General features: G+C 69.5%; 19 protein-coding genes. 12 read left to right on the forward strand and 7 right to left on the reverse strand.

Features of this window, described 5'->3' with window-relative positions; translation table 11 throughout:
* Positions 1–207 precede the first annotated feature (207 nt).
* Positions 208–1,146, reverse strand: coding sequence for a LysR family transcriptional regulator (locus A9977_RS15395; protein WP_183025735.1), 939 nt, complete (start codon positions 1,144–1,146; stop codon positions 208–210).
* Positions 1,147–1,315: 169 nt separating this feature from the next.
* Between A9977_RS15395 and A9977_RS15400 the strand changes: the two genes are divergently transcribed.
* Positions 1,316–2,296 carry a tripartite tricarboxylate transporter substrate binding protein gene (locus A9977_RS15400; RefSeq protein WP_183025736.1) on the forward strand — a complete coding sequence of 327 codons (981 nt, stop codon included), beginning with the start codon at positions 1,316–1,318 and terminating at the stop codon, positions 2,294–2,296.
* 31 nt (positions 2,297–2,327) lie between these two features.
* Positions 2,328–3,869, forward strand: coding sequence for an acetolactate synthase large subunit (locus tag A9977_RS15405; RefSeq protein WP_183025737.1), 1,542 nt, complete (start codon positions 2,328–2,330; stop codon positions 3,867–3,869).
* Between the two features lie 9 nt (positions 3,870–3,878).
* Here the strand turns inward: A9977_RS15405 and A9977_RS15410 are convergent, their stop codons facing one another.
* The 5 genes from A9977_RS15410 to A9977_RS15430 all read right to left on the reverse strand — a co-directional run bounded on the left by A9977_RS15410 (position 3,879) and on the right by A9977_RS15430 (position 11,456).
* The gene (locus A9977_RS15410; protein ID WP_183025738.1) at positions 3,879–4,550 is read right to left on the reverse strand and encodes a metalloregulator ArsR/SmtB family transcription factor; all 672 of its coding nucleotides are present in this window, start codon (positions 4,548–4,550) and stop codon (positions 3,879–3,881) included.
* Between the two features lie 35 nt (positions 4,551–4,585).
* Positions 4,586–6,022 carry an efflux transporter outer membrane subunit gene (locus A9977_RS15415; RefSeq protein WP_183025739.1) on the reverse strand — a complete coding sequence of 479 codons (1,437 nt, stop codon included), beginning with the start codon at positions 6,020–6,022 and terminating at the stop codon, positions 4,586–4,588.
* Positions 6,019–9,099: a MexW/MexI family multidrug efflux RND transporter permease subunit gene (locus tag A9977_RS15420; protein WP_183025740.1), complete on the reverse strand. Its 3,081-nt coding sequence runs from the start codon at positions 9,097–9,099 to the stop codon at positions 6,019–6,021. The genes A9977_RS15415 and A9977_RS15420 overlap by 4 nt, the downstream gene beginning before the upstream one ends.
* Positions 9,096–10,196, reverse strand: a complete 1,101-nt coding sequence (locus tag A9977_RS15425; protein WP_183025741.1) for an efflux RND transporter periplasmic adaptor subunit — start codon at positions 10,194–10,196, stop codon at positions 9,096–9,098. Before A9977_RS15425 ends, A9977_RS15420 begins: the two co-directional genes overlap by 4 nt.
* A 96-nt stretch (positions 10,197–10,292) precedes the next feature.
* Positions 10,293–11,456: an MFS transporter gene (locus tag A9977_RS15430; RefSeq protein WP_183026001.1), complete on the reverse strand. Its 1,164-nt coding sequence runs from the start codon at positions 11,454–11,456 to the stop codon at positions 10,293–10,295.
* Between the two features lie 198 nt (positions 11,457–11,654).
* Here A9977_RS15430 and gcvA point away from each other — a divergent pair, with 198 nt between their 5' ends.
* Positions 11,655–12,632, forward strand: a complete 978-nt coding sequence (gcvA, locus tag A9977_RS15435; protein WP_183025742.1) for a transcriptional regulator GcvA — start codon at positions 11,655–11,657, stop codon at positions 12,630–12,632.
* On the opposite strand, the gene A9977_RS15440 is transcribed toward gcvA, so the two are convergent.
* A complete protein-coding gene (locus A9977_RS15440; RefSeq protein WP_183025743.1) occupies positions 12,604–13,488 on the reverse strand; it encodes a helix-turn-helix domain-containing protein in 885 nt (294 codons plus the stop codon). The genes gcvA and A9977_RS15440 overlap by 29 nt on opposite strands.
* Positions 13,489–13,844: 356 nt before the next feature.
* On the opposite strand from A9977_RS15440, the gene A9977_RS15445 reads away from it, so the two are divergent.
* The 9 genes from A9977_RS15445 to A9977_RS15485 are packed head-to-tail and all read left to right on the forward strand — an operon-like array spanning position 13,845 to position 21,631.
* Positions 13,845–14,519: an RraA family protein gene (locus tag A9977_RS15445; RefSeq protein WP_183025744.1), complete on the forward strand. Its 675-nt coding sequence runs from the start codon at positions 13,845–13,847 to the stop codon at positions 14,517–14,519.
* A 14-nt stretch (positions 14,520–14,533) separates the two neighbouring features.
* Positions 14,534–14,803 (forward strand): UxaA family hydrolase, encoded by a 270-nt coding sequence (locus A9977_RS15450; RefSeq protein ID WP_183025745.1) that lies wholly within the window; start codon positions 14,534–14,536, stop codon positions 14,801–14,803.
* A gap of 12 nt (positions 14,804–14,815) precedes the next feature.
* The gene (locus tag A9977_RS15455; RefSeq protein WP_183025746.1) at positions 14,816–15,514 is read left to right on the forward strand and encodes an amino acid ABC transporter permease; all 699 of its coding nucleotides are present in this window, start codon (positions 14,816–14,818) and stop codon (positions 15,512–15,514) included.
* Positions 15,511–16,161, forward strand: coding sequence for an amino acid ABC transporter permease (locus A9977_RS15460; protein ID WP_183025747.1), 651 nt, complete (start codon positions 15,511–15,513; stop codon positions 16,159–16,161). Before A9977_RS15455 ends, A9977_RS15460 begins: the two co-directional genes overlap by 4 nt.
* A complete protein-coding gene (locus tag A9977_RS15465) occupies positions 16,148–16,873 on the forward strand; it encodes an amino acid ABC transporter ATP-binding protein (protein WP_183025748.1) in 726 nt (241 codons plus the stop codon). Before A9977_RS15460 ends, A9977_RS15465 begins: the two co-directional genes overlap by 14 nt.
* 9 nt (positions 16,874–16,882) lie before the next feature.
* Positions 16,883–17,674, forward strand: coding sequence for a transporter substrate-binding domain-containing protein (locus A9977_RS15470; protein ID WP_183025749.1), 792 nt, complete (start codon positions 16,883–16,885; stop codon positions 17,672–17,674).
* Positions 17,675–17,682: 8 nt separating this feature from the next.
* Positions 17,683–18,912 carry a UxaA family hydrolase gene (locus A9977_RS15475; protein WP_310936142.1) on the forward strand — a complete coding sequence of 410 codons (1,230 nt, stop codon included), beginning with the start codon at positions 17,683–17,685 and terminating at the stop codon, positions 18,910–18,912.
* Positions 18,912–20,426 (forward strand): M81 family metallopeptidase, encoded by a 1,515-nt coding sequence (locus A9977_RS15480; RefSeq protein ID WP_183025750.1) that lies wholly within the window; start codon positions 18,912–18,914, stop codon positions 20,424–20,426. The genes A9977_RS15475 and A9977_RS15480 overlap by 1 nt, the downstream gene beginning before the upstream one ends.
* 2 nt (positions 20,427–20,428) lie before the next feature.
* Positions 20,429–21,631 carry a fumarylacetoacetate hydrolase family protein gene (locus tag A9977_RS15485; RefSeq protein WP_183025751.1) on the forward strand — a complete coding sequence of 401 codons (1,203 nt, stop codon included), beginning with the start codon at positions 20,429–20,431 and terminating at the stop codon, positions 21,629–21,631.

Genomic DNA, 21,631 nt, shown 5'->3' on the forward strand with positions numbered 1-21,631 from the left:
GTCGTTCGCGTTGACGCTTTCGCGCACACGGCGGTGCGCCGGTGTCGGGGGTGTCTGCTCGGCAGGATGGCCTTTGGCACGGTGATCTCCTTCGTTCGTTCGCGGGACATCCGCGGCAGAGGGAAATCTAGAAGCCGTGACCGGCATCGGCAAGCATCGATTTATCGCCTGTGCGTTCTCGTTGCGAGAACGCGAGGCGGCGTGACGTCAGTCCGGCGCGCTGCCCGGTTCGAGCACCTCGGCGATGCGCGCGAGCATGGTGGTGCTCGCCGCCGACAGCGTGCGGCCGCGCCGCGTGCAGCAGGCGAGCAGCTGCGGCGCGATGTTGCCGTCGCGCAGCGGCAGGTACACCACGGGCGACGACCGGGTGTTCGACGCGAACACCTGCTGCGTGAGGATCGCGATGCCGATGCCCGACTCCGCCGCCGAACGCATCACCTCGTAGGAGTTGGTGGTGAGCGCGACCTGGGGGGCGAGCCCGGCCTGCGCGAACATCTTGTCCAGCGTCGCGCGCAACGCCAGCGACGCGTCGGGCATGACCAGCTCGTACGGCGCGCAGTCGCGCAGGCGCAGCGCACGGCGCGTGGCCAGCGGGTGGTTGCGCCGCACCATCGCGCAGACGCCGACGTTGAGCCGTGCCGCGAGCGTCAGGCTCTCGTGCGGCGGCGGATTGAAGGCCAGGGCGAAGTCGATCTCGTCGGCCAGCACCATCTCGACCAGGCGCGGCGAGTGGGCGGTGGCGACGTGGTACTGGATGCCCGGATGGTCGCGCCGGAACTGCGTGAGCAGCCCTGGCAGCACTTCGCGCCAGATGCCTTCGTTGGCGCCGAAGTTCACCGTGCCGCGCCGCAGGCCCTGCAGCGCGTCGATCTCGCTGCCGGCGGCGCCGAGTTCGGTCATGGCCCGCTTGAGGCGATAAAGCAGGATCTCGCCCGCGGCCGTGAGCCGCAGGCCCTCGCGCCCGCGGCCTCGCTCGAACAGCGGCGAGCCCATCTCTTCCTCGAGGTGCTTGACGTGCCGGTTGATGGCCGACGCGGCCACGTGCACCTGCGCCGAGGCCTTGCGGAAGGACCCGGCCTTGGCCACCTCGAAGAAGTAGCGCAGCGAGAGCGGATGCTTGAGCGGGACGAAGGATTCGCGTGTCATGGGCGCCTTGGATCGGGGTGGAGGACGGTGACGAAACGCCGGCATCGTAGTGCTGTTTGCGTTCTCGGTGCGAGAACGCAAATGTGCGGAATCGGTGATTGCCGAGATACGGGCCGGGGTCTAGATTTCGTGACGCCCCAGAAGCGCCTCGAAAGGAGCAATCGTGAACATGCAGACTTTTTCCCCTCGCCGCCGGCATGTGGTGGGCGCCATCGCGCTGGCCCCCCTTGCCGCCATGGCGCAAAAATCCGGCTGGCCCGACCGGCCGGTGCGGCTCATCGTCGGCTGGCCTCCCGGCGGCAGCGCCGACGTGGTGGCGCGGCTGCTGGCCGAGCCGCTGGGGCGCCGCCTCGGCCAGCCCGTCATCGTGGAGAACCGCGCCGGCGCCAGCGGCCGGATCGGCGCGCAGCAGGTCGCGCGCTCGGAACCGGACGGCTACACGGTCCTGTTCGGCGCGCCGTCGGAACTGACCATCGCGGCGGCCACGGTGCTGTCGCTGCCCTACGACCCCTTCAAGGACCTGCAGCCGGTCACCCAGGTCGTGTCGGGCGCGTTCATGCTGGTGGCCCAGGCGAACTTCCCGGCAGCCTCGGTCGGCGAGCTCGTCAGCTATGCGAAGTCGAATCCCGGCAAGCTCAACTACGCCTCCTACGGCAACAACACCACCAACCACATCTACGGCGCGCAGTTCTGTGCCGCCGCGGGCATCCAGGCCACGCACGTGCCCTACAAGGGCGGTGCGCCGGCCTGGAACGACATGATGGCCGGGCAGGTGCAGTTCATGTTCGACAACGCGGCGGTGCTGATGCCGCTGGTGCGCGCGGGCCGGATGAAGGCGCTGGCGGTGCTGTCGCCCGAGCGCATCCGCCTGTCGCCCGGCACGCCGACCATGGCCGAAGCAGGCTATGCGGAGATCGGCATGCGGTCGTGGCTGGGGCTGCTGGTGCCCGCGAAGACCTCGCCGGCCATCGTCAAACTGTTGCACGACGAGGTGGCGGCCGTGCTCGCGGCGCCCGAGTTCGCGGCCCAGCTCGAGGATCGCGGCATGCCGGCCCACGGCAGCACGCCGGCCGAATTCGCGCAGGTGCTCCGTTCGGAGACCGCCACGCTGAAGGCGCTGGTGCACAAGCTCGGGCTCAAGCTCGAATGAGCCGTCTTCTGCACGGCCCGAAGGGGGCGCGGTGAACGGCGCCGAGGCCTTGCTGCGCACGTTGTGCGCGGCGGGGGTCGACAGCTGCTTCTCGAACCCGGGCACCAGCGAGATGCACTTCGTGGCGGCCATGGACCGGGTGGCCGGCATGCGCGGCATCCCGGTGCTGGCCGAGGGCGTGGCGACGGGCGCCGCGGACGGCTACGGGCGCATGGCGCGCAAGCCGGCCGCGACCCTGCTGCACTGCGGGCCGGGGCTGGCCAACGGCATCGCGAACCTGCACAACGCCCGCCGTGCTCGCTCGCCGGTGCTCAACCTGATCGGCGACCTGTCGCACACGCATCGGCCGGCCGATCCGCCGCTGGCCTCCGACATCGAAAGCCTGGCGCGCGTCGTCTCCTCGTGGACCCGCGTGGCGCGCGACGTGCATGCGGTGGCGGGCGACGGCGCGGCGGCGGTGGCCGCGGCCATGGGCGCAGGCAAGGGCATCGCGAGCCTGGTCCTGCCCTCGGATGTCTGCTGGACCGAAGGCGCGCAGCCAGCCGTCCCGCAGGTCGCGGCGCCTGCCTCCGCGGTGCCGTCATCGGCCATCGCACGGGCCGTGGAGTGGACCGCGCTCGGCGCGCAGACCGTGCTGCTGCTCGGCGGCGAGGCCCTGTACGGGGAGGGGCTGGCGTTCGCAGGGGCCATCGCGCGGCGCACCGGCGCGCGGCTGATGGCGGAAAGCGCCATCGCCCGCATCGAACGCGGACGCGGCAGGCCCGCGGTGGCGCGCGTGCCCTATGCCCCTGCAGCGGCCATCGAGGCGATGGCGAGCGTCGGCAAGCTGCTGCTGGTCGGCGCGCGCCGGCCGGTGTTCTCGTTCGCGGGCCCCGACGGCCGGTCGCGGCCCGAGCGGACGGACCTCGAGGTCGCCGTGCTGGCCCACGCGGAGGAGGACATTCCCGATGCGCTGGCACGCCTGGCCGCCGCGCTGGGCTGCGCGCCATCGCCGCCGCATGCGGTGTCGGTCGAGCGGGTTCCGCCCGCCACGGGCGCGGTGACGCCGGCGTCCTTCGTCCAGTCGCTGGCGGCGCTGCTCCCCGAAGCCGCCATCGTGGTCGACGAGAGCGTGAGCTTCGGGCGCGATCTCTTTCCGCACATGGGCGGCGCGGCCCCGCACGACTGGCTGCAACTGACCGGCGGCGCCATCGGATCGGGCATGCCCATGGCCACCGGTGCCGCGGTGGCCTGTCCGGGGCGTCGGGTCGTGAACCTGCAGGCCGACGGCTCGGCGCTCTACACCGTGCAGTCCTTGTGGACGCAGGCGCGAGAAGGGCTGGACGTGACGACGGTGATCCTCTCGAACCGGCGCTACGCGATCCTGTTCGACGAGATGCGCCGCGTCGGCGCCGCCGCATCGCGCACCGCCAGCGACCTGCTGAGCCTCGAGCGGCCGGAGATCGACTGGCTTCGCATGGCCCGGGCCTTCGGCGTGGAGGCCGAGCGCGCGGACACCATGGCGGCCTTCAACGCCGCCTTCGGTCGTTCGCTGCGTGCCCGCGGGCCGAGGCTGATCGAGCTGGTGCTGTAGGCGCGCGTTCTACGCGGCGCGGCGCTTCGCCGCCGGTTCGATCCGGTAGGCGCAGCGCCGCGCGCCCGCGAGGATGTGTTCGACGCGGCTGACGCTCACATCGGTGCCCAGCACGTCCTCGAAGAGTTGCAGTTCACTGCGGCAGAAGCCGGTGCAGGCCTGTGCCGCGGTGCAGATCGGGCAGTGGTTCTCGATGAACAGGAAGCCGTCGCCCTCGGGCTGGAACTCGGCCATGTAGCCTTCGCGGCTGCGGATCTCGGCAAGGCGTTCGAGCCGTGCCGCGAGGCTGCGCGCGCCGCGCATGGCGGCCGTGTAGTCGGCGCGCATGACCTGCTCGCGTTCGCCGATCAGTTGGTTCATGCCCTGCGGGCCGAAGACCTTGATCACGGCGCTGATCATCTGCACCGTCATCTCGGCGTGGGTGTCGGGAAAGCGCTGGTGGCCTGCACCGGTGAGCCGCCAGATCTGCGTGGGCCGGCCACGGCCACTGGGTCGGCTTTCGGCGTCGACCAGGCCCTCGGCCTCCAGCTTGGCCATCTGCTGGCGCACCGCTTCCACCGTGACGCCCAGGATCTTGGCGATGTCGGGAATGCCGAGCGCGCCGCGGGTCTTGAGCGTGGTGAGGATGCGGTCGGCCGGCTGGTGCGGCGTCCAGGCGGGCTTGGCATCTGGGGCGGACATGGCGAGTTTTATCGTGGAGGACAACAGCACCATTGTCAGGTGCCGGGACCACCCTTTCGATCCGGAGGTGCTTGCCAGCCGCCGCCCAGCGCCTTGTAGAGCGCGACCAGGCTGGTGTACGAAGCGGTCTCGGCCTCGGCCACGGCGTCCTGCGCGCGCAGCAGGGTGCGCTGTGCATCGAGCACGCTCAGGTAGGGCGCCGCGCCTTCGCGGTAGCGCACCTCGGCCAGTTCGGCGGCGCGGCCGCTGCGCGCCGAGGCTTCGGCCAGCCGCCGCAGGCGCAGCTGGTTCTGGCCATAGCCGGTGAGTGCGCCTTCCACGTCCTCGATGGCGCGCAGCACGGTCTGTTCGTAGCGCGCGCGTTCGCCCTCGGCACGGGCCTCGGCGCCGCGCACGCGGGCCTTCACCGAGCCCAGCCGCAAGGCGGGCCAGCGCACGCCGGGCGTGACGCTGAAGGCGCGGCTCGACGCGCTGCCCAGGTCGGCACCGCGCAGCGCCACAAAACCGAGGAAGCCGCCGATGTCGAAACGCGGGTACAGCTCGGCCGTGGCGGCGCCCACGTCGGCCGTGCTGGCCGCCAGGCCACGCTCGGCACGCAGCACGTCGGGCCGGCGACGCAGCAGGTCGCCGAGATCGCCGATGGGCAGGCGCTTGTCGAGCATGTGCAGCTGTTGCGGCTGCAGCATGGGCTCCAGCTCGGCCGGGCGCAGGCCGGCCAGCACGGCCACGCGGTAGGCCGCGATGCGGCGCATGGCCTCGAGTGCCGGCAACTGGCTTTCGGTGCTCGCGAGGTTGGCCTGCGCGCTGGCCAGATCGCCTTCGAGGCCGCGGCCGGTCTGCACCTGCGCCTCGGTCACGCGCAGGCTGTTGCGCAGGCTGTCGAGCGTGCGGCGGGTCACGGCGATGCGCTGCTCGGCACCGCGCATCTCGTAGTAGCTGCGGGCCAGTTCGGCCACGGCCACGATGCGCACCTGTTCGAGGTCGGCCGCTGAGGCCTGTGCGCGCGCCGTGGCCGCTTCGTCGAGTCGCTGCAGGCGTCCGAACAGGTCGATTTCCCACGCGGCATCGAAGCCCGCGCGGCTGCTCTGCGCCAGCGTGCGCGCATCGGCGGGCATGCCGTTGCCCTGCGCGATGCCGCGGGTCTTGCTGGCGTCCATCGTGACGGCAGGCAGGCGGTCGAGCTCGGCCTCGGCCTGCGTGGCGCGCGCTTCCTGCAGGCGGGCCTGCGCGATGCGGATGTCGTGGTTCTTGCCGAGGGCCCGCTCGATCAGCGCATCGAGCTGCGCATCGTCGAGCTGGCGCCACCAGTCGCGCTGCACCGCGTCGCTGCCGAACAGCGAGCGCTCGGGCGCCGAGATCGTGACCGGTGCGTCCGCGGGCGCGGTGTACCGGGGCCCCACGGCGCAACCGGCCAACAAGAGCGCGCCGAGTCCCCAGGCCGCGGCAGGAAGTAGAAGTCCGTTCATCGTCATGCTCCCTGGACCAGTGCGTCGAGTTCGGCGGCGCGCGGCGAGCGGCCCACCGTGCGGTGGTCGCGTGCCAGCAGCGTGTACATGGTGGGCAGCACGAACAGCGTGAACAGCGTGCCCACCAGCATACCGACCACGATCACCAAGCCGATGCTGAAGCGGCTGGCGGCACCCGCGCCGCTGGCGAACAGCAGGGGCACCAGGCCCATCACCATCGCGGCGGTGGTCATCAGGATCGGGCGCAGCCGGATGCGCGCGGCCTGCTCGATGGCGGGCCGGCGGTCCAGGTTGTCGCGCGCCTGGATCTCGTTGGCGAACTCCACCATCAGGATGCCGTGCTTGCTGATCAGTCCGATCAGCGTCACCAGCCCGATCTGCGTGTAGATGTTGACGGTGGCGAAACCCATGGCCAGCGGCACCAGCGCGCCGCAGATCGACATCGGCACGCTGACCAGGATGATCAGCGGGTCGCGCAGGCTCTCGTACTGCGCCGCCAGCACCAGGTAGATCACCACGATCGCGAACACGAAGGCCATCACCAGTGCCGAGCCCTCCTGCGAGAACTGGCGCGCATCCGACTGCCAGTCGTAGCTGAAGCCGGCCGGCAGCTTCTTCGCCTCGTCGCTCAGGAAGGCGACCGCGTCGCCCATGGTCACGCCCGGCATCGGAATCGCCTGGAAGGTCGCGGCATTGAGCTGGTTGAACTGCGTGAGCTGGTTGGGCCCGACGCTGGTCGACAGCTGCACCAGGTTGGCCAGCGGCACCGGCTGGCCGCTGGCGCTCTTCACGAAGTAGCGCGACAGCGCTTCGGCCGACAGGCGCTGGTCGCGCGGCGACTGCGGAATCACGTCGTATGAACGGCCGTCCATGCCGAAGCGGTTGACGTAGTTCTCGCCCACCAGCACCGCCAGCGTGTCGCCGATGGCCTTCATGGTCACGCCCATGCTGTTGGCCTTGGCGCGGTCCACGCGCACTTCGGTCACCGGGTTGTTGAACTCCAGGTCGCTGTCGAGCACGGCGAACCTGCCGCTCTCGCGCGCCGCCTTCTTCAGCGCCTCCATCGCCTCGAACACCGTGCGGTGGTCGCCCGCGCTGCGGATCACCATCTGCACCGGCAGGCCGCCGGTCGAGCCCGGCAGCGAGGGCAACTGGAAGGCGAAGACGCTGCTGCCCTCGACCTCGTTCATGCCGCCCTGCACCTCGGCCTGGATCTGTTCGGCGCTGCGCTGGCGGTCCTTCCAGTCGGACAGCTGCACGCCGCCGATGCTGTTCGATACGCCGTCCGAACCGTTGACGAGCCAGCGGCCGGTGTTCTCGGGCAGGGCGGCCAGCACCTCGTCCCACTTCTTGCCGAACTTTTCGACGTAGTCGATGTTGGCGTGCTGCGGCGACTTGATGACGGTCATCACCATCGCCTGGTCCTCGCCGGGCGCCAACTCGCGCTGCGCCGCGTTGTAGAGAAAGGGCAGGCTGAGCAGCACCGCGGCCGCCAGCAGGCCTGTCACCCAGCGATGGTGCAGCGACACGTCGAGCAGCCGGCCATAGCCCGCGGACAGCCGGTGGAAGAAGGCTTCGGCATGGCGCGCCATGCGGCCCGCGCCCGTGTCCTGCGGCAGCAGGAAGGAGGCCATCACCGGCGACAGCGTGAGCGCGATCACGCCCGACACCACCACCGCGCCCGCCAGCGTGAAGGCGAACTCCTTGAACAGCGAGCCCGTGAGGCCGCCCATCAGGCCGATGGGCGCGTACACCGCGGCCAGCGTGAGCGTCATCGCGATCACAGGGCCGGCCACTTCGCGCGCGCCGATCAGCGCCGCCTGCACCCGCGACCTGCCTTCCTCCATGTGGCGGTGCACGTTCTCCACCACCACGATGGCGTCGTCGACCACCAGCCCGATGGCCAGCACCATCGCCAGCAGGGTCAGCAGGTTGAGGCTGAAGCCGAACAGCAGCATCAGCGCGGCCGCGCCCAGCATCGACAGCGGAATCGTCACCACCGGGATCAGCACCGCACGCATCGAGCCCAGGCACAGGAAGATCACCAGCACCACGATGGCCACCGCCTCGAGCAGCGTCTTCTGCACCTCGTCAATGGAGGCCTCGATGAAGCGCGCCAGCTCGAAGGGCAGCTGCACCTCGACACCGGGCGGCAGGTTCTGCTTGACCGCGGGCAGCAGCTCGCGGATGCGCTTGACGATCACCAGCGGGTTGCCGTCGGGCGCCGCGTGCAGGCCCAGATAGATGGCCTTCTCACCATCCATCGTCGCGCTGCTGTCGACGCTGGCCGCGCCCAGCTCCACCGTGGCCACGTCGCCCAGGCGCACGATCGCCTCGCCGTCGCGCTTGACCACCATGTCGCGGAACTCGGCCACGTTCATCAGGTCGGTGTTGACGCGGATGTTCGACACCACGTACAGCCCTTTGACCTGTCCCGGCGCGGCCTGCACGTTGTTCTGCCGCAGCGCGTCGGCCAGCTCGCCGGCCGAGATGCCGCGCGCAGCCAGGCGGTGGGGATCGAGCCACACGCGCATCGCCAGCGTCTGGCCGCCCGACACGGCCACGCTCGACACCCCGGGAATGGACGCGAACTGCGGCTGCACCACGCGCGAGAGGTAGTCGGTGAGCGCCGGGATCGGCATCGTCTTGCTGGAGAAGCCGACGTAGGCCACCGCGGTGGCCTCGCCCGAGGACTTGAGGATCACCGGGTCGAAGGCCTCGGCCGGCAGCCGGTACTTGACCCGGCTGACCTGCGCCATGGCCTGCGTCAGCGCCTGGTTGGCATCGGCGTTGAGCTTCATGCGCACGCTGACCACGCTGCGGCCCAGGGTGGACGTCGAGGACAGGTAGTCGACGTTCTCGATGGTCGCCACCGCCTGCGCGATGGGCTGCGTGACGAAGCCCTGCATCAGCTCCGGCGAGGCGCCCGGGTACTGCGTGGTGATGGTGAGGGTGGTGCTTTCGGTCAGCGGGTACTGGCGCACCGGCAGCTCGCCCAGCGCGCGGGCGCCCAGCAGCAGGATCAGCGTGCTCACCACCAGCGCCAGCACGGGCCGGCGCACGAACAGGTCGGTGAACTTCATGGCCTGGGCTCCTGCAGTGCGAGCGTGTCCTTCTCGGCCGGCGCCACGGCGGCGCCGCTGTACAGGCGCAACTGGCCCGAGGTGACGACCTGCTCGCCGGCCTCCAGGCCCTGCTCGATGACGACTCGGCCGTCCTGCCGGTCGCCGGCCTTGACGAACACCTGCTGCGCGGTGAAGCCGCCCTTGTCGTCGGGGCGCACCAAGAAGACCGCGTCGCCGTGCGTGCTGTAGGTGAGGGCGGTCTCGGGCACGGTGATGGCATCGGCCCTTGCCGGCAAGGCCACCTTGCCATTGACGAACATGCCCGGCCTGAGCGCGCCGTCGGCGTTGTCGACGGTGGCCTGCAGGCGCACGGTGCGGGTGTCGGTGCCGATCTGCGGCTCGATGGCGCTGAGCCGGCCCTGGAACACGCGGCCCGGGTAGGCATCGACCGAGAGCGCCACCGGCTGGTGGCGGTGCAGCGCAGGCAGCGCGGTCTCGGGCAGCGTGAGGTTGGCGAACAGCGTGCGCGCATCGGTGAGCGATACCAGCGCATCGCCGGCGCGCACGAACTGCCCGAGGTGCACGCGGCGGATGCCAAGCACGCCGTCGAACGGCGCCTTGACCTGCTTCTGATCGCGCATCGCCTGCGCGCGCTTGAGCTCGCCGCCGGCCTGGTCGAAGGCGGCCTGCGCCTGTTCGAGCTGTTCCTGCGTGGCCGCCTGCTGCGGCAACAGGCGGCGCGTGCGCTCGAGCAGGGCGAGGGCATTGGCCCGCTGCGCGCCCAGGCGCTCCAGGTCGCCCTGCTCGGGCGCATCGTTGAGTTGGACCAGCAACTGACCCGCGCGCACCTCGCCGCCGGGCACGAACAGGATTCTGGCAACCCGCCCGTCCACCTCGGCCGGCACCTCGACCTGGGACCGGGCCTCGAGCGTGCCGATGCCGCCGAGCATGCGCGCCAGCTCGGTCCTCTGCGCGACGGCCACCGCCACCTTGGCGGGCGGCATGTCAGCCCCCTGCGCATGCGCCGGCTTGAGCCTGGCGACGAGCCCATAGCCGCTACCCACCAGCAGCACCGCGAGGCCAGCCCCCAGCCAGGCCCTTGAACGTGTCTTCATGATCTGTCCATATTAATCAAAGAAAGTTCTTTGATTATTGGCGATGGCAGCCGGACATGTCGAGCCATGGGGGGCAATGGCCCGGATGGATTCAGGCTATCGAAGCCTGTCCCTCGCAACGACATGCGCCGTCAGCGGCACCAGGCAGACCAGCGCCGCGACCAGCCAGAAGGCCGTCTGCAGGCCGAGCGCGTGGGCGACGAAGCCGATGCCGGCCGGGCCCACCAGGATGCCGGCATAGCCCGCAGTGGTGATGGCGCCGATGGCCAGGGCCGCGGGCATGGCGGTCTGCGCGCCGGCCTTGCGGAACAGCACCGGCACGATGTTGGATGCGCCCAGCCCGACGAGCAGGAAGCCCGCCATCCGGACCCACGCGATCGGTGCCGCCAGCAGCACGGCGAAACCGGCGACGGCCAGCAGGCCACCCCAGAGCAGGGTGTTCCGGTCGCCCACCCTGGCCGTGACCCTGTCGCCCGCGAGCCTGCCGGCGGTCATCGCGATGGCGAACAGCATGTAGCCCACGCCCGCCAGGCTGGGGCTCGCGAGGCCGGCGTCCGTGAGGAGGAGGGCGCTCCAGTCCAGCGTCGCGCCTTCGGCGAGAAACGTCGCGGCCGCCAGGCCCGCGAGCAGCAGCACGATGCCGCGCGGCCGGACGAGGAGCGAGCCTTCCACCTTGTCCGGCACCTCGGCCAGCAGGCGCGGCCAGGCGAAGGCCATGGCCAGCGCCATGGCGGCGGCCGAGGCCAGCGTGCCCCAGAGCGGATCGACACCCCAGGAGAGCAGCGCGGTCATCGATGTCGCGCCGGCGAAACCGCCGACGCTGAACAGCGCATGGAAGCCCGACATCAGCGGCGTGCCGGCCGCGCGCTCCACCGCCACGGCATGGACGTTCATCGCGACGTCGATCGAGCCCAGTGCGGCGCCGAAGGCGAGCAGCGCGAGCGCCAGCGCCAGCGGCGTGGCGGCCACCGACAGCGTGGGCAGCACCACGGCCAGCCCGAAGCCGCCGGCCAGGATGATGGGCTTGCTGCCGAAGCGCGCGCTCAACGGGCCGGTCAGCAGCATGGCCGCGACGGAGCCGATGCCGATGCACAGCAGCAGCAGGCCGAGCGTGCCGTCATCGACCGCCAGCCGCCGCTTGGCGAAGGGCACCAGCGGCGCCCAGCAGGCGAGGCCGAAGCCAGCGACCAGGAAGGAGAGGCGGGTGGCGAGTCGGGTCGCGGCGCGATCGGGGGAGGGTGTTGCAGGGGTCGGTGGCATCGCAAGGGAAAGGGAGGGGGCGGAAGGCGCATCGGCCTCGGGGCGCGGGCCCTGCGTCGTCGAGGTGCGCAGCGGCAGGCCCGGCTGGCTCGTGAGGCTTCGCAGACGCATGAGATTTTCCGAAAGATCGAAGTGCCGCATGCCGGCCATGCTAGGGACGGCCTGGCTCCGCTACCATCGACTTTTATGACGTCATCCATGAGCTCACCTCATGCCAGCGCGCGCCGGCTGCCCTCGCTCAACATGTTGCGCGCCTTCGAGGCGGCCGCGCGGCTGCGCAGCGTGACGCGCGCGGCGCAGGAACTCCACGTCACGCAGAGCGCGGTCAGCCACCAGATCAAGGCGCTCGAGGAATGGTTGGGTGCCACGCTCGTCACGCGCGAAGGGCGGCAGCTCGCGCTGACGCCCGAGGGCGCGGCCTACCTGCCCAGCCTGAGCAGCGCCTTCGACCTGATGGCCGACGCGACCCATCGCATCGGACGCGCCACGCGGCGCCGCACGCTCACGGTCAACGCGCTGCCCACACTGGCGGCGCAATGGCTGATCCCGCGGCTGTCCGGCTTCTGCGCCCAGGTGCCCGACACCGACGTGCAGCTCGCCACCACGGTGAGCGTGCTCGACTTCGCGCCCGCGGCCTTCGACGTGTCGATCCGCTGCCTGTCCGCGGAGGAGCTGGGCATGCTGCAGGCGCGTGCGGGCTGGCGCGGCGTGCGCTTCGGCGCCTTCCTGCCCGATGCGCTGACGCCGGTCTGCAGTCCGGCCTTGCTGGCCCGGTTGCCGGCGTCGCCGAAGCCGGCCGACCTGGCCCGCCACACGCTGCTGCACAGCCGCTCGACGCCGCTGGCCTGGCGCGACTGGCTGGCGGCGGCCCGCGTGCGCAAGCTCAAGCCGGCTGGCGAACTGGGTTTCGACCATGCCCACCTCGCGGTGCAGGCGGCCGTGCAGGGCATGGGCTTCGCGCTGGGCAACCCCGACCTGGTGGCGGACAGCGTGGCGAGTGGGCTGCTGGCGATGCCCTTCAGCGCCTGGACCACGCGCGAGAAGACCTTCCACTGGATCCTGCCCGAGCGCTCGGCGCAGGACGCCGACGCGCTGGCCTTCTGCGACTGGCTGCAGGCCGGCGGCCGCGCGGCGACGGACCCGCGCGCTACTTCCGCCGGGGCCGCAGCGACTTGAGCAGCGCCAGGGTTTCCAGGGGCTGCAGCACCGCCACCTTGACCAGCGAATCGAACTCGCGCGTGAGCTCGGAGATGGTCTCTTCATCCTGGCTCAGCAGGAACTTCTGGCCCAGGTTGATCGACGCGTAGCGCTGGCCGAAGATCGTGACGGGAAAGCCGGCGAAGAAGTTGTCACGCGCGTCGAAGCAGAACCAGCGGAAGGTGGGGTACACGCTCTCGTAGACCTCGATCATGTGGTCCAGCTCGCGCTGCCTGAACGCATCGGGCAGTTCGCCCCAGAGGTACTCGCCCTTGGCGAAGGCATGGATGATCTCCACGCTGGTGCAGACCTCCATGTCCGCGCCCGGGCGCGACAGGTAGCGGCGCCGGTGCGCGATGCCCTCCTGGGCCTCCGCCACCGTGATTTCGGGATGGTCCTTGTACTGCCAGGCCAGGTTCTCGTCGCTCTTGAGCGGGTCGGGGAAGGTGGTCGGCAGGTAGCGGACCTTCATGCCGCCGTAGTTCTCCCGCCAGCGCGAGAACTGCTCCTGCTTGATGCTGGAGACCTGGAATTTCGCGCGCCCGGTCGCCGCTTCCTCGGCCGCATCGGCCGGCCGCTGGGCGTCGTCGTCCAGCCCGAGCAGCCAGTCGACGCTGACACCCAGCGCGCGCGAGATCTGCACGATGGTCTCGATGCGCGGCAGCCGCGTGGTGGTGTCGGACAGCAACTGGGAGATCGAACTCCGGTTGAGACCCGCCAGCGCGGCGAAGTCGTTCCTGGACATCTTTCTCTTGAAGAGCAGCGCATTGAGGCGCTCGCGGAACTGGGTGGCGTGCTCGGTCTTCGACGGCTCGCTCTCGGAAACATCAAGCATCTGCTCGCCTTCGCATGAAACGGTTGGGGGGAGGGGCGGTCGCGACCGGCGCGACCGCGTTCGTTGAAGCGTCCCACAGCATGCCATCGCTGCAGGCCGGAACGGACGCCTTGGTCCGGTCGATGCGCATGTGTTGCGCTTGCAACTCATTGTTTCCCAAGCATAACACGCGGTCCTTGAGAGCCTCTTTCAGAGGAGAACCGGCCCTGGCGGGCGCGAATGACGCTGCCGGCTGCTGTACAGGCGCCTGCGATCTCCCGGTGTAAACCCTAGGAGTTTGACCCACTTGAAAAACATATGATGCACTTGCGCAACCAAGGCGCACATACGCAACATACATTTGATAGGTGGAACAAATGACAGTCATTCTGGATGCCGCTCAGGTCGAGCTGGCGAAGACGAAGCTCTACTCGGCCGTGGTCTGCGACGTGCTCGACACCCTGGGCTATCGCCACCAGGGCATGAAGACCTTCGTCCGTCCCTTGAACGACCAGCACGTCGTGTTCGGTCCGGCGCGCACGGGGGCCTACATGAAGGTCGGTGGGCACCTCGAGGGCGAGAACCCCTACGACATCGAGATGGACCTGCTCGATGACCTGAAGGAGGGCGAGGTGGTGGTGTTCGGCGTCGACGGCCCGACCGACAACATCGTGCCCTGGGGTGAGCTGCTGACCACCGGCGCGCGCGCCCGCAAGGCGGCCGGCTGCGTCACCGACGGCCTGATCCGCGACGCGCGCCAGATCCGCGAGGTGGGCTTTCCCGTGTTCCATGGCGGCATCGGCCCGTGGGATTCCAAGGGCCGCGGCAAGATGGTGAGCAAGGACGTCGCGATCCAGTGCGGCGGCGTCACCGTGCACCGGGGCGATTACGTGATCGCGGACATCGACGGCGTGGTCGTGATCCCGAACAAGGTCGTCAAGGAGGCCATCGCCATGGCCCTGGCCAAGGTGGACAGCGAAGACACCGTGCGCGCCGAGATCCTGGCCGGCAGCACCTTGCGCGCCGTCTACGACAAGCACGGCGTCCTCTGAGAGACAGGCCGCCCATGAAGCGTTCCATTCGCCTCGCGGCGGAGGACAACGTGGCGATCGCATTCGAAGAAATCGTTCCCGACGATTGGGTCGAATGCGCTTCGATCGCGTTGCGTGCCTCCAGCCTCGTGCCCTTCGGCCACAAGATCGCCCTGGTCGACATCCCGAAGGGGCAGCCCGTGTACCGCTACGGCGTCCCGATCGGCTTCACCTTGTCGGACGTCCCCAGTGGCGCCCATGTGCATTCGCACAACCTCAGCACCTACTTCCTCGACCACCAGTGAGGGGCCTCCGGGATGAACTACACACTTGATTTCTCCTGGCTGCAGGGCAGCCTGCCGATGCTGTGGAGCGGGCTGCAGGCCACCGTGTTCCTCACGCTGGTGGCATGTGCGCTCGGTTCGCTGGTCGGCATCGTCGGTGCGCTGGGCCGCAACAGCCCGTGGCTGCCGTTCCGGGCCGCCGCCACCGCCTACGTCGAGGCGATCCGCAACACGCCGCTGCTGGCGCAGGCCTTCCTGATCTACTTCGGCCTGCCGGCGCTGGGCATCAGCCTCACGCCGATGGTCGCGGCCGGGCTGGCGCTGACCATCAACTGCGGGGCCTACACCGCCGAGATCTTCCGCGCCGGCTTCGAAGCGATCCAGAAGAGCCAGCACGAGGCGGCGACCGCGCTGAACCTGAGCCGCCGCCAGACCTTCCTGCACATCGTGCTGCCGCAGGCCTTCCGCAGCGTCTACCCGGCGCTGAGTTCGCAGTTCGTCCTGATCCTGATGGCCAGCAGCATCACCTCGCAGATCTCGGCCGAGGAGATCAGCGCGGCCGCCAACCAGATCCAGTCCACCAGCTTCCGCGGCTTCGAGGTCTACCTGCTCATCTCGCTGGTCTACCTCGCGATGGTGCTGGCGATGAAGTCCCTGTTCTCGCTCATCGGCGGCTTCCTGCTGCGCAACAGCGCGGGCGGGCGCCTGGTCGCGGAAAGGGCCGCGCCATGACCCGCTCCTTCGGCTGGCCCGACCTGCTGTTCCTCATCGAGGCCGCGCGCTGGACCGTGCTGGTGTCGCTGGTGGCCTTCGCGGGCGGTGCGCTCGGCGGCGCGCTGATCTGCATCCTGAAGCTCGCCGGCGGCCGGCTCGGCGGCGCCGTGGTCCGGGTCTGGGTGCAGCTGGGGCAGGGCATTCCGGTGCTGATGCAGCTCTTCCTCTTCTACTTCGGGTTGAGCATCCTGGGCTTCAGCGTGCCGCCGCTGCTGGCCGCGGCCGTCGCCTTCGGGCTCTATGCCTCGGCCAACATCGGCGTGATCTGGCTGGGCGCGGTGGACGCGATACCGAAGCAGCAATGGGAAGCCGGCGAGACGCTGGGCCTGTCGTGGGCCCAGCAGATGCGGCAGGTCATCGCGCCGCAGGCCCTGAGGCTCGCGCTCGCACCAACGGTCGGCTTCATGGTGCAGATCGTGAAGAACACCTCGCTGACCTCCGTCATCGGCATCGTCGAACTCGCGCGCGCCGGCCAGGTGGTGAACAACGCCACCTACCAGCCCTTCTCGGTGTTCTTCGCCATCTGCGTGATCTATTTCATCCTCTGTTTCCCGCTGTCGCTGCTGAGCCGCGGGTTGGAAAGGCGTCTCCATGTCGCTCATTGAAATCAAGGGCTTGAAGAAGTCCTTCGGTGCCCTGGACATCCTGCGCGGTGTCGACCTGCAGCTCGATGCGGGCATGACCGCCATCATCGGGCGCAGCGGCTCGGGCAAGAGCACCTTGCTGCGCTGCCTCAACGGCCTGGAGAGGATCGACGCCGGAAGCATCCGCATCGATCGCCACCAGATCACGCCGACGCAGAGCGACCTCAAGTCGCTGCGGGCCGACGTGGGCATCGTGTTCCAGGGCTACAACCTGTTCCCCCACATGACCGTGGAGAAGAACATCACGCTGGCGCCGATGCTGGTGAAGGGCACGCCCCGGGCGCAGGCGCAGGACAAGGCGCTGCACGTGCTGTCGCAGGTCGGCCTGCTGGAGAAGGCCAGGGCCTATCCGGGCCAGCTCTCGGGCGGCCAGCAGCAGCGCGTGGCGATCGCACGCGCGCTGGCGCTCAATCCCAAGGTGATCCTGTTCGACGAGGTCACCTCCGCGCTGGACCCGGAACTGACGGGCGAAGTCCTGAAGGTGATGGAAAGCCTGTCCAGCGAAGGCATGACGCAGATCCTCGTCACGCACGAGATGAACTTCGCCAGGCGAGCGGCCCGGACGCTGGTCTTCATGCACCAGGGCAAGGTCTGGGAACACGGCCCGACGGCCGAGCTGTTCGCGCGCCCGCAGACCAAAGAACTCGACAGTTTTCTTTCTTCCATCGTCTAGGAGACAACCATGTCCATCTTGAAATTCATCCGGGCCATCGTCGCCAGCGCGCTGGCGCTGCTGGTGGTGTGCCATGTCCAGGCCCAGACACTGGACCAGATCCAGAAACGCGGCAAGGTGCTGATCGGCGTGGACCTGACCACCGCGCCCTTCGGCTTCACCGACGCGCAACTGAAACCCACGGGGGTCGACGTGGAAGTCGCGGGCCTGATCGCCGCGGGCCTGGGCGTGCCGCTGGAGATCGTGCCCGTCACCGGGCCCAACCGCATCTCCTACCTGCTGACCAACAAGGTCGACCTGGTGGTGTCGACCTTCAGCATCACGCCCGAGCGCGCGCGCACCATCTCGTTCTCCAACCCCTACGCCGCGACGCAGATCGTGCTGCTGGCGGAAAAGGCGAAGAAGTTCGAGAAGCCGGCCGACCTCGCGGGCAAGTCGGTGGCGGTGGTGCGCGGCACGGTGCAGGACACGCAGCTCACGCTCGTGGCCCCCAAGGACGCGGTGATCCGCCGCTTCGACGACGACGCCACCGCGGCCACCGCGCTGCTGAGCGGGCAGGTCGAGGCGATCGCCACCGGCTCCGTCATCGGCAACGAACTGGTCAAGCGCGGCGCGCAGAAACAGCTCGAGCTGAAGTTCGTGCTGACGCAGTCGACCTACTCGATCGGCCTGCGCAAAGGCGACCACGACCTGCTGCACTGGGTCAACACCACGCTCTACTACTACCACCTGAACGGCGCCCTGGCCAAGGTGCACGAGAAGTTCATCGGCGGTCCCTACCCGGTCATGGGTTCGTTCTGAGGTGCGATGTGAACAAGGTTGAAACACAGTCCTTCCCCCTGGCCGGCTACCTGCGATCGGACGGCCGCAAGGGCATTCGAAACCATGTCGCGGTGGTCTACCTGGTGGAGTGCGCGCACCATGTGGCGCGCGAGATCTCGCTGCCCTTCCGCGAGCAGGGTGCCCATGTGCTCGGCTTCGCCGGCTGCTTCTCCAACGACTACGCGAGCCGCATGATGGAGCGGCTCTGCCTGCACCCCAACGTGGGCGCGGTGCTGCTGGTGTCGCTGGGCTGCGAATGCTTCAAGCGCGGCCCGCTCGAGCAGGCCATCGCGGCCTCGGGCCGGCCGGTGAAGACGCTGGTGATCCAGGACAGCGGGGGCACCGTCTCCACCATCCAGCAGGGCCGCGAATGGGTGGCGCAGACGCTGGCGGCGCTGTCGACGGTCGAGAAGGTGCCGATGGCGCTGAGCGAGCTGATCGTGGGCACGACCTGCGGCGGCTCCGACAGCTTCAGCGGCGTGACCGCCAACCCGGTGGTCGGCCTGGCCTTCGACAAGCTCGTGGACCAGGGCAGCGCCGTGATGTTCGAGGAGCTGGGCGAACTCATCGGCTGCGACGAGCACATGGCGAAGCGCGCCGTGTCGGACGGCCTGGCGGACGCGATCCGCGCCGCCATGGCCAAGACCCGCTCCTACTACCAGCACTTCGGCCATGGCAACATCGGCGACGGCAACGTGGAAGGCGGCCTGACGACCATCGAGGAGAAGTCGATCGGTGCGTACACCAAGAGCGGCTCGCGTCCCATCGTGGGCATGATCAAGCCAGGCGAAATCCCGCCGGCGGGCGGCCTCTACCTGATGGACATGATCCCCGACGGCGCGCTGCAGTTCGGCCTGCCGGACGTCAACGACACGGCCGAGATCGTCGAGATGATCGCCTGCGGCTGCCAGGTGATCCTGTTCACCACCGGCCGCGGTTCGGTGGTCGGATCGGCCATCGCCCCGGTGCTCAAGATCTGCTCGAACCCCAGCACCTACCGGCGCATGGCGGGCGACATGGACATCAATGCCGGCGCCATCGTCGACGAGCGCGTGAGCTTCCAGGCCGTGGCCGACCAGCTCTACGACGCGGTGATCGACACGGCCAATGGCGCGAAGACCAAGTCCGAGCAGCTGGGCCACCAGGAATTCCTGCTCTGGTACAAGAACATGGAACCCTCGGGCCCGGCCTGCCTGCCGTTGCGGAGGGCCGCGTGATGACCGGCCCCGAGCGCAAGGTCTTCGTCGGCGGGATCTGGCACGAGACCAACACCTTCTCCCCGGTGCTGGCGGACGTGGCGCAGTTCGAGGCGTATCAGTGCATCCCGGCCCACAAGCTTCGCCTCGAACTGGCCGGCAGCGAGACCGAGATCGGCGGCTTCCTGCGCGAGGCCTGGAAGAGCGGGATCGATGCGGTGCCGAGCGGCTTCTACGCCGCCGTGCCCTCGGGGCCGGTGACGCTGGCGGCCTATGCGAAGTTCAGCACGGTCCTGCTGGACGACATCGCGGCATCGGCCGGCGTGCTGGAGGGCATCTACCTGGCGCTGCACGGCGCCATGGTGCTGGAGGATGGGCAGAGCGGCGATGCACTGCTGCTGGAAGAGGTCAAGGCACGCTGGCCCGGGCTGCCGCTGGTGGCGACCTTCGACATCCATGCCAACCTCAGTGACGCAGCCATCGAGGCCGCCGACCTGCTGATCGGCTACGACACCTTTCCGCACGTCGACATGGCCGAGCGCGGCGCCGAGGCGGCCCGCTGGATGGCGCACATGCTCGCGACCGGCCGGCGCCCGAAGAAGGCCTGGGCCCGGCTGCCGCTGATCACCGTGCCGCAGGCGCAGAGCACGCAAGACGAGCCCATGGCCGGCCTGCTGCGCCTGGCGCACGCCGCGGAGGAAGGGCAGGGCGTCTGGACCGCTTCGGTGGTGCCCGGTTTCGCCTATGCCGACGTGCCCTACCTCGGCTTCACCGCGCTCGGCTACGGCGACGATGGCGCCGCCGCGGCCGGGGTGGTGCAGCAGATCGCCGAGTCGGCCTGGGCGCAGCGCGAGGCCTTCGTCCCGCGGCTGGAAACGGAAGACGCGGTGCGTGCGCGCATTCGCGGCCTGGCGGGCAGGCCGGGCCTCGTCGTGCTCGCCGAGCCCGCGGACAACGTGGGCGGCGGCGGCCCCGGCGACAGCACGCATGTGCTCGCGCTGCTGCTGAAGGAAGACCTGGGGCCGGCCACGGTCGTGCTGTGGGATCCGCAGGCGGCGGCTCACGCGGCAGGGCAGGGCGTCGGCGCGCGCTTCGCGCGCCTGGTGGGCGCCCATTCCACGCCGCTGAGCGGCGACCCCGTGCGCCTCGAAGGCACGGTGTCCGATGTGCGGGACGTCAGCTACCAGCGCACGGGCCCCTACATGACGGGCCAGACCGTGCGCATGGGCCTGACGGCCCTCGTGCAGGCCGGGCGTGTCACCGTCGTGCTGACGACGGAGCGGGTCATGCCCTTCGACAGCGACCACCTCACGGTGCTGGGCATCGACCCGAAGGCGCAGCGCTTCATCGTGGCCAAGTCGGGTTCGGCGTGGCGCGTGGCCTTCGAGCCCTGGTGCATCGACAGCATCTATGTCGACACCCCCGGCGTGGCCGCCTCCAACGTGACGCGCCTGCCCTACAAGTCGCTGCGCGGGCCGATGTTCCCGCTCGACAGAGACATCGCATTCGAACCGACAGTCCAGACAAGACCTTGAACATGAACGCAAACTCCCCATCCTCCGCCGCCATCCTCGAACGCTTCCTGCCGGCCGACGGCTACGCCGGCACGCTGGTGGCGCGCATCTGGCAACCCGGTGTCCATGCCGGCCCCAGCGTGGTCGTGATCCGTGAAGACGGCGTGCACGACATCTCCGAAACCTTCCCGACCATGAGCAGCCTGCTCGAGACCGAGTCCCCCGCGGACAGCGCGCGCGCCGCCGCGGGCGTGAAGGTCGCGGGCCTGGCCGAGATCACCGCGAACAGCATCGTGGCGCAACGGGACGCCTCGAAGCCCTTCTTCCTCGCCCCCTGCGACCTGCAGGTGGTCAAGGCCTCGGGCGTGACCTTCGCCGAGAGCCTGGTCGAGCGGCTGATCGAGGAGCACGGCGCGGGCGACCCGGTGCTGTCGGCGCGCTTTCGCGACCAGGTGCTGAGCGTGGTGGGCACCGAGCTCGAGGGCCTGAAGCCGGGCAGCGCGGAGGCCATGAAGCTCAAGGCGCTGCTGGTGGAAAAAGGGATGTGGTCGCAGTATCTGGAGGTCGGCATCGGACCCGATGCCGAGGTCTTCACCAAGGCGCCGGTGCTCGCGGCGGTGGGCTATGGCGACCATGTGGGCATCCGCGCGGATTCGGTCTGGAACAACCCCGAGCCCGAAGTCGTGCTGGCGGTGAACAGCCGCGCGCGCATCGTGGGCGCCACGCTGGGCAACGACGTGAACCACCGCGACATCGAAGGCCGCAGCGCGCTGCTGCTGGGCAAGGCGAAGGACAACAACGCCACCTGTTCGATCGGCCCCTTCATCCGTCTCTTCGATGCGCACTACGGGCTGGACCAGGTCCGGCAGGAGCAGGTCCGGATGACCGTCACGGGCCTGGACGGCTTCGTGCTCGAAGGCAGCAGCTCGCTCGAGAAGATCAGCCGCGACCCGCTGGAGCTCGTCGCGCAGACCATGGGCAGCCACCAGTACCCCGACGGCATGCTGCTGTTCTTGGGCACGATGTTCGCGCCCACGCAAGACCGCGGCGCGAAGGGCAAGGGCTTCACGCACCACGTGGGCGACCACGTCAGCGTGCGCGCGAAGTGGCTCGGCGAACTGGTGAACGAGGTCAGGCATTGCAACGATGCGGCGCCCTGGACCTTCGGTGTGCGGGCGCTGGTCAACAACCTCGCCGCGCGCGGCCTGCTGCGCCATGGCCTCTGA

The sequence above is a fragment of the Variovorax sp. UMC13 genome (assembly GCF_014170375.1).
In the GTDB taxonomy this organism is placed as follows: domain Bacteria; phylum Pseudomonadota; class Gammaproteobacteria; order Burkholderiales; family Burkholderiaceae_C; genus Variovorax.

What these genes read in the sequence shown, in the direction of transcription:
- A9977_RS15395 (WP_183025735.1), bottom strand. Translation starts at nt 1,146, where the DNA reads ATGACACGCGAATCCTTCGTCCCGCTCAAGCATCCGCTCTCGCTGCGC.
- A9977_RS15400 (WP_183025736.1), top strand. Translation starts at nt 1,316, where the DNA reads ATGCAGACTTTTTCCCCTCGCCGCCGGCATGTGGTGGGCGCCATCGCG.
- A9977_RS15410 (WP_183025738.1), bottom strand. Translation starts at nt 4,550, where the DNA reads ATGTCCGCCCCAGATGCCAAGCCCGCCTGGACGCCGCACCAGCCGGCC.
- A9977_RS15415 (WP_183025739.1), bottom strand. Translation starts at nt 6,022, where the DNA reads ATGACGATGAACGGACTTCTACTTCCTGCCGCGGCCTGGGGACTCGGC.
- A9977_RS15420 (WP_183025740.1), bottom strand. Translation starts at nt 9,099, where the DNA reads ATGAAGTTCACCGACCTGTTCGTGCGCCGGCCCGTGCTGGCGCTGGTG.
- A9977_RS15425 (WP_183025741.1), bottom strand. Translation starts at nt 10,196, where the DNA reads ATGAAGACACGTTCAAGGGCCTGGCTGGGGGCTGGCCTCGCGGTGCTG.
- A9977_RS15430 (WP_183026001.1), bottom strand. Translation starts at nt 11,456, where the DNA reads ATGCCACCGACCCCTGCAACACCCTCCCCCGATCGCGCCGCGACCCGA.
- gcvA (WP_183025742.1), top strand. Translation starts at nt 11,655, where the DNA reads ATGAGCTCACCTCATGCCAGCGCGCGCCGGCTGCCCTCGCTCAACATG.
- A9977_RS15440 (WP_183025743.1), bottom strand. Translation starts at nt 13,488, where the DNA reads ATGCTTGATGTTTCCGAGAGCGAGCCGTCGAAGACCGAGCACGCCACC.
- A9977_RS15445 (WP_183025744.1), top strand. Translation starts at nt 13,845, where the DNA reads ATGACAGTCATTCTGGATGCCGCTCAGGTCGAGCTGGCGAAGACGAAG.
- A9977_RS15450 (WP_183025745.1), top strand. Translation starts at nt 14,534, where the DNA reads ATGAAGCGTTCCATTCGCCTCGCGGCGGAGGACAACGTGGCGATCGCA.
- A9977_RS15455 (WP_183025746.1), top strand. Translation starts at nt 14,816, where the DNA reads ATGAACTACACACTTGATTTCTCCTGGCTGCAGGGCAGCCTGCCGATG.
- A9977_RS15460 (WP_183025747.1), top strand. Translation starts at nt 15,511, where the DNA reads ATGACCCGCTCCTTCGGCTGGCCCGACCTGCTGTTCCTCATCGAGGCC.
- A9977_RS15465 (WP_183025748.1), top strand. Translation starts at nt 16,148, where the DNA reads ATGTCGCTCATTGAAATCAAGGGCTTGAAGAAGTCCTTCGGTGCCCTG.
- A9977_RS15470 (WP_183025749.1), top strand. Translation starts at nt 16,883, where the DNA reads ATGTCCATCTTGAAATTCATCCGGGCCATCGTCGCCAGCGCGCTGGCG.
- A9977_RS15480 (WP_183025750.1), top strand. Translation starts at nt 18,912, where the DNA reads ATGACCGGCCCCGAGCGCAAGGTCTTCGTCGGCGGGATCTGGCACGAG.
- A9977_RS15485 (WP_183025751.1), top strand. Translation starts at nt 20,429, where the DNA reads ATGAACGCAAACTCCCCATCCTCCGCCGCCATCCTCGAACGCTTCCTG.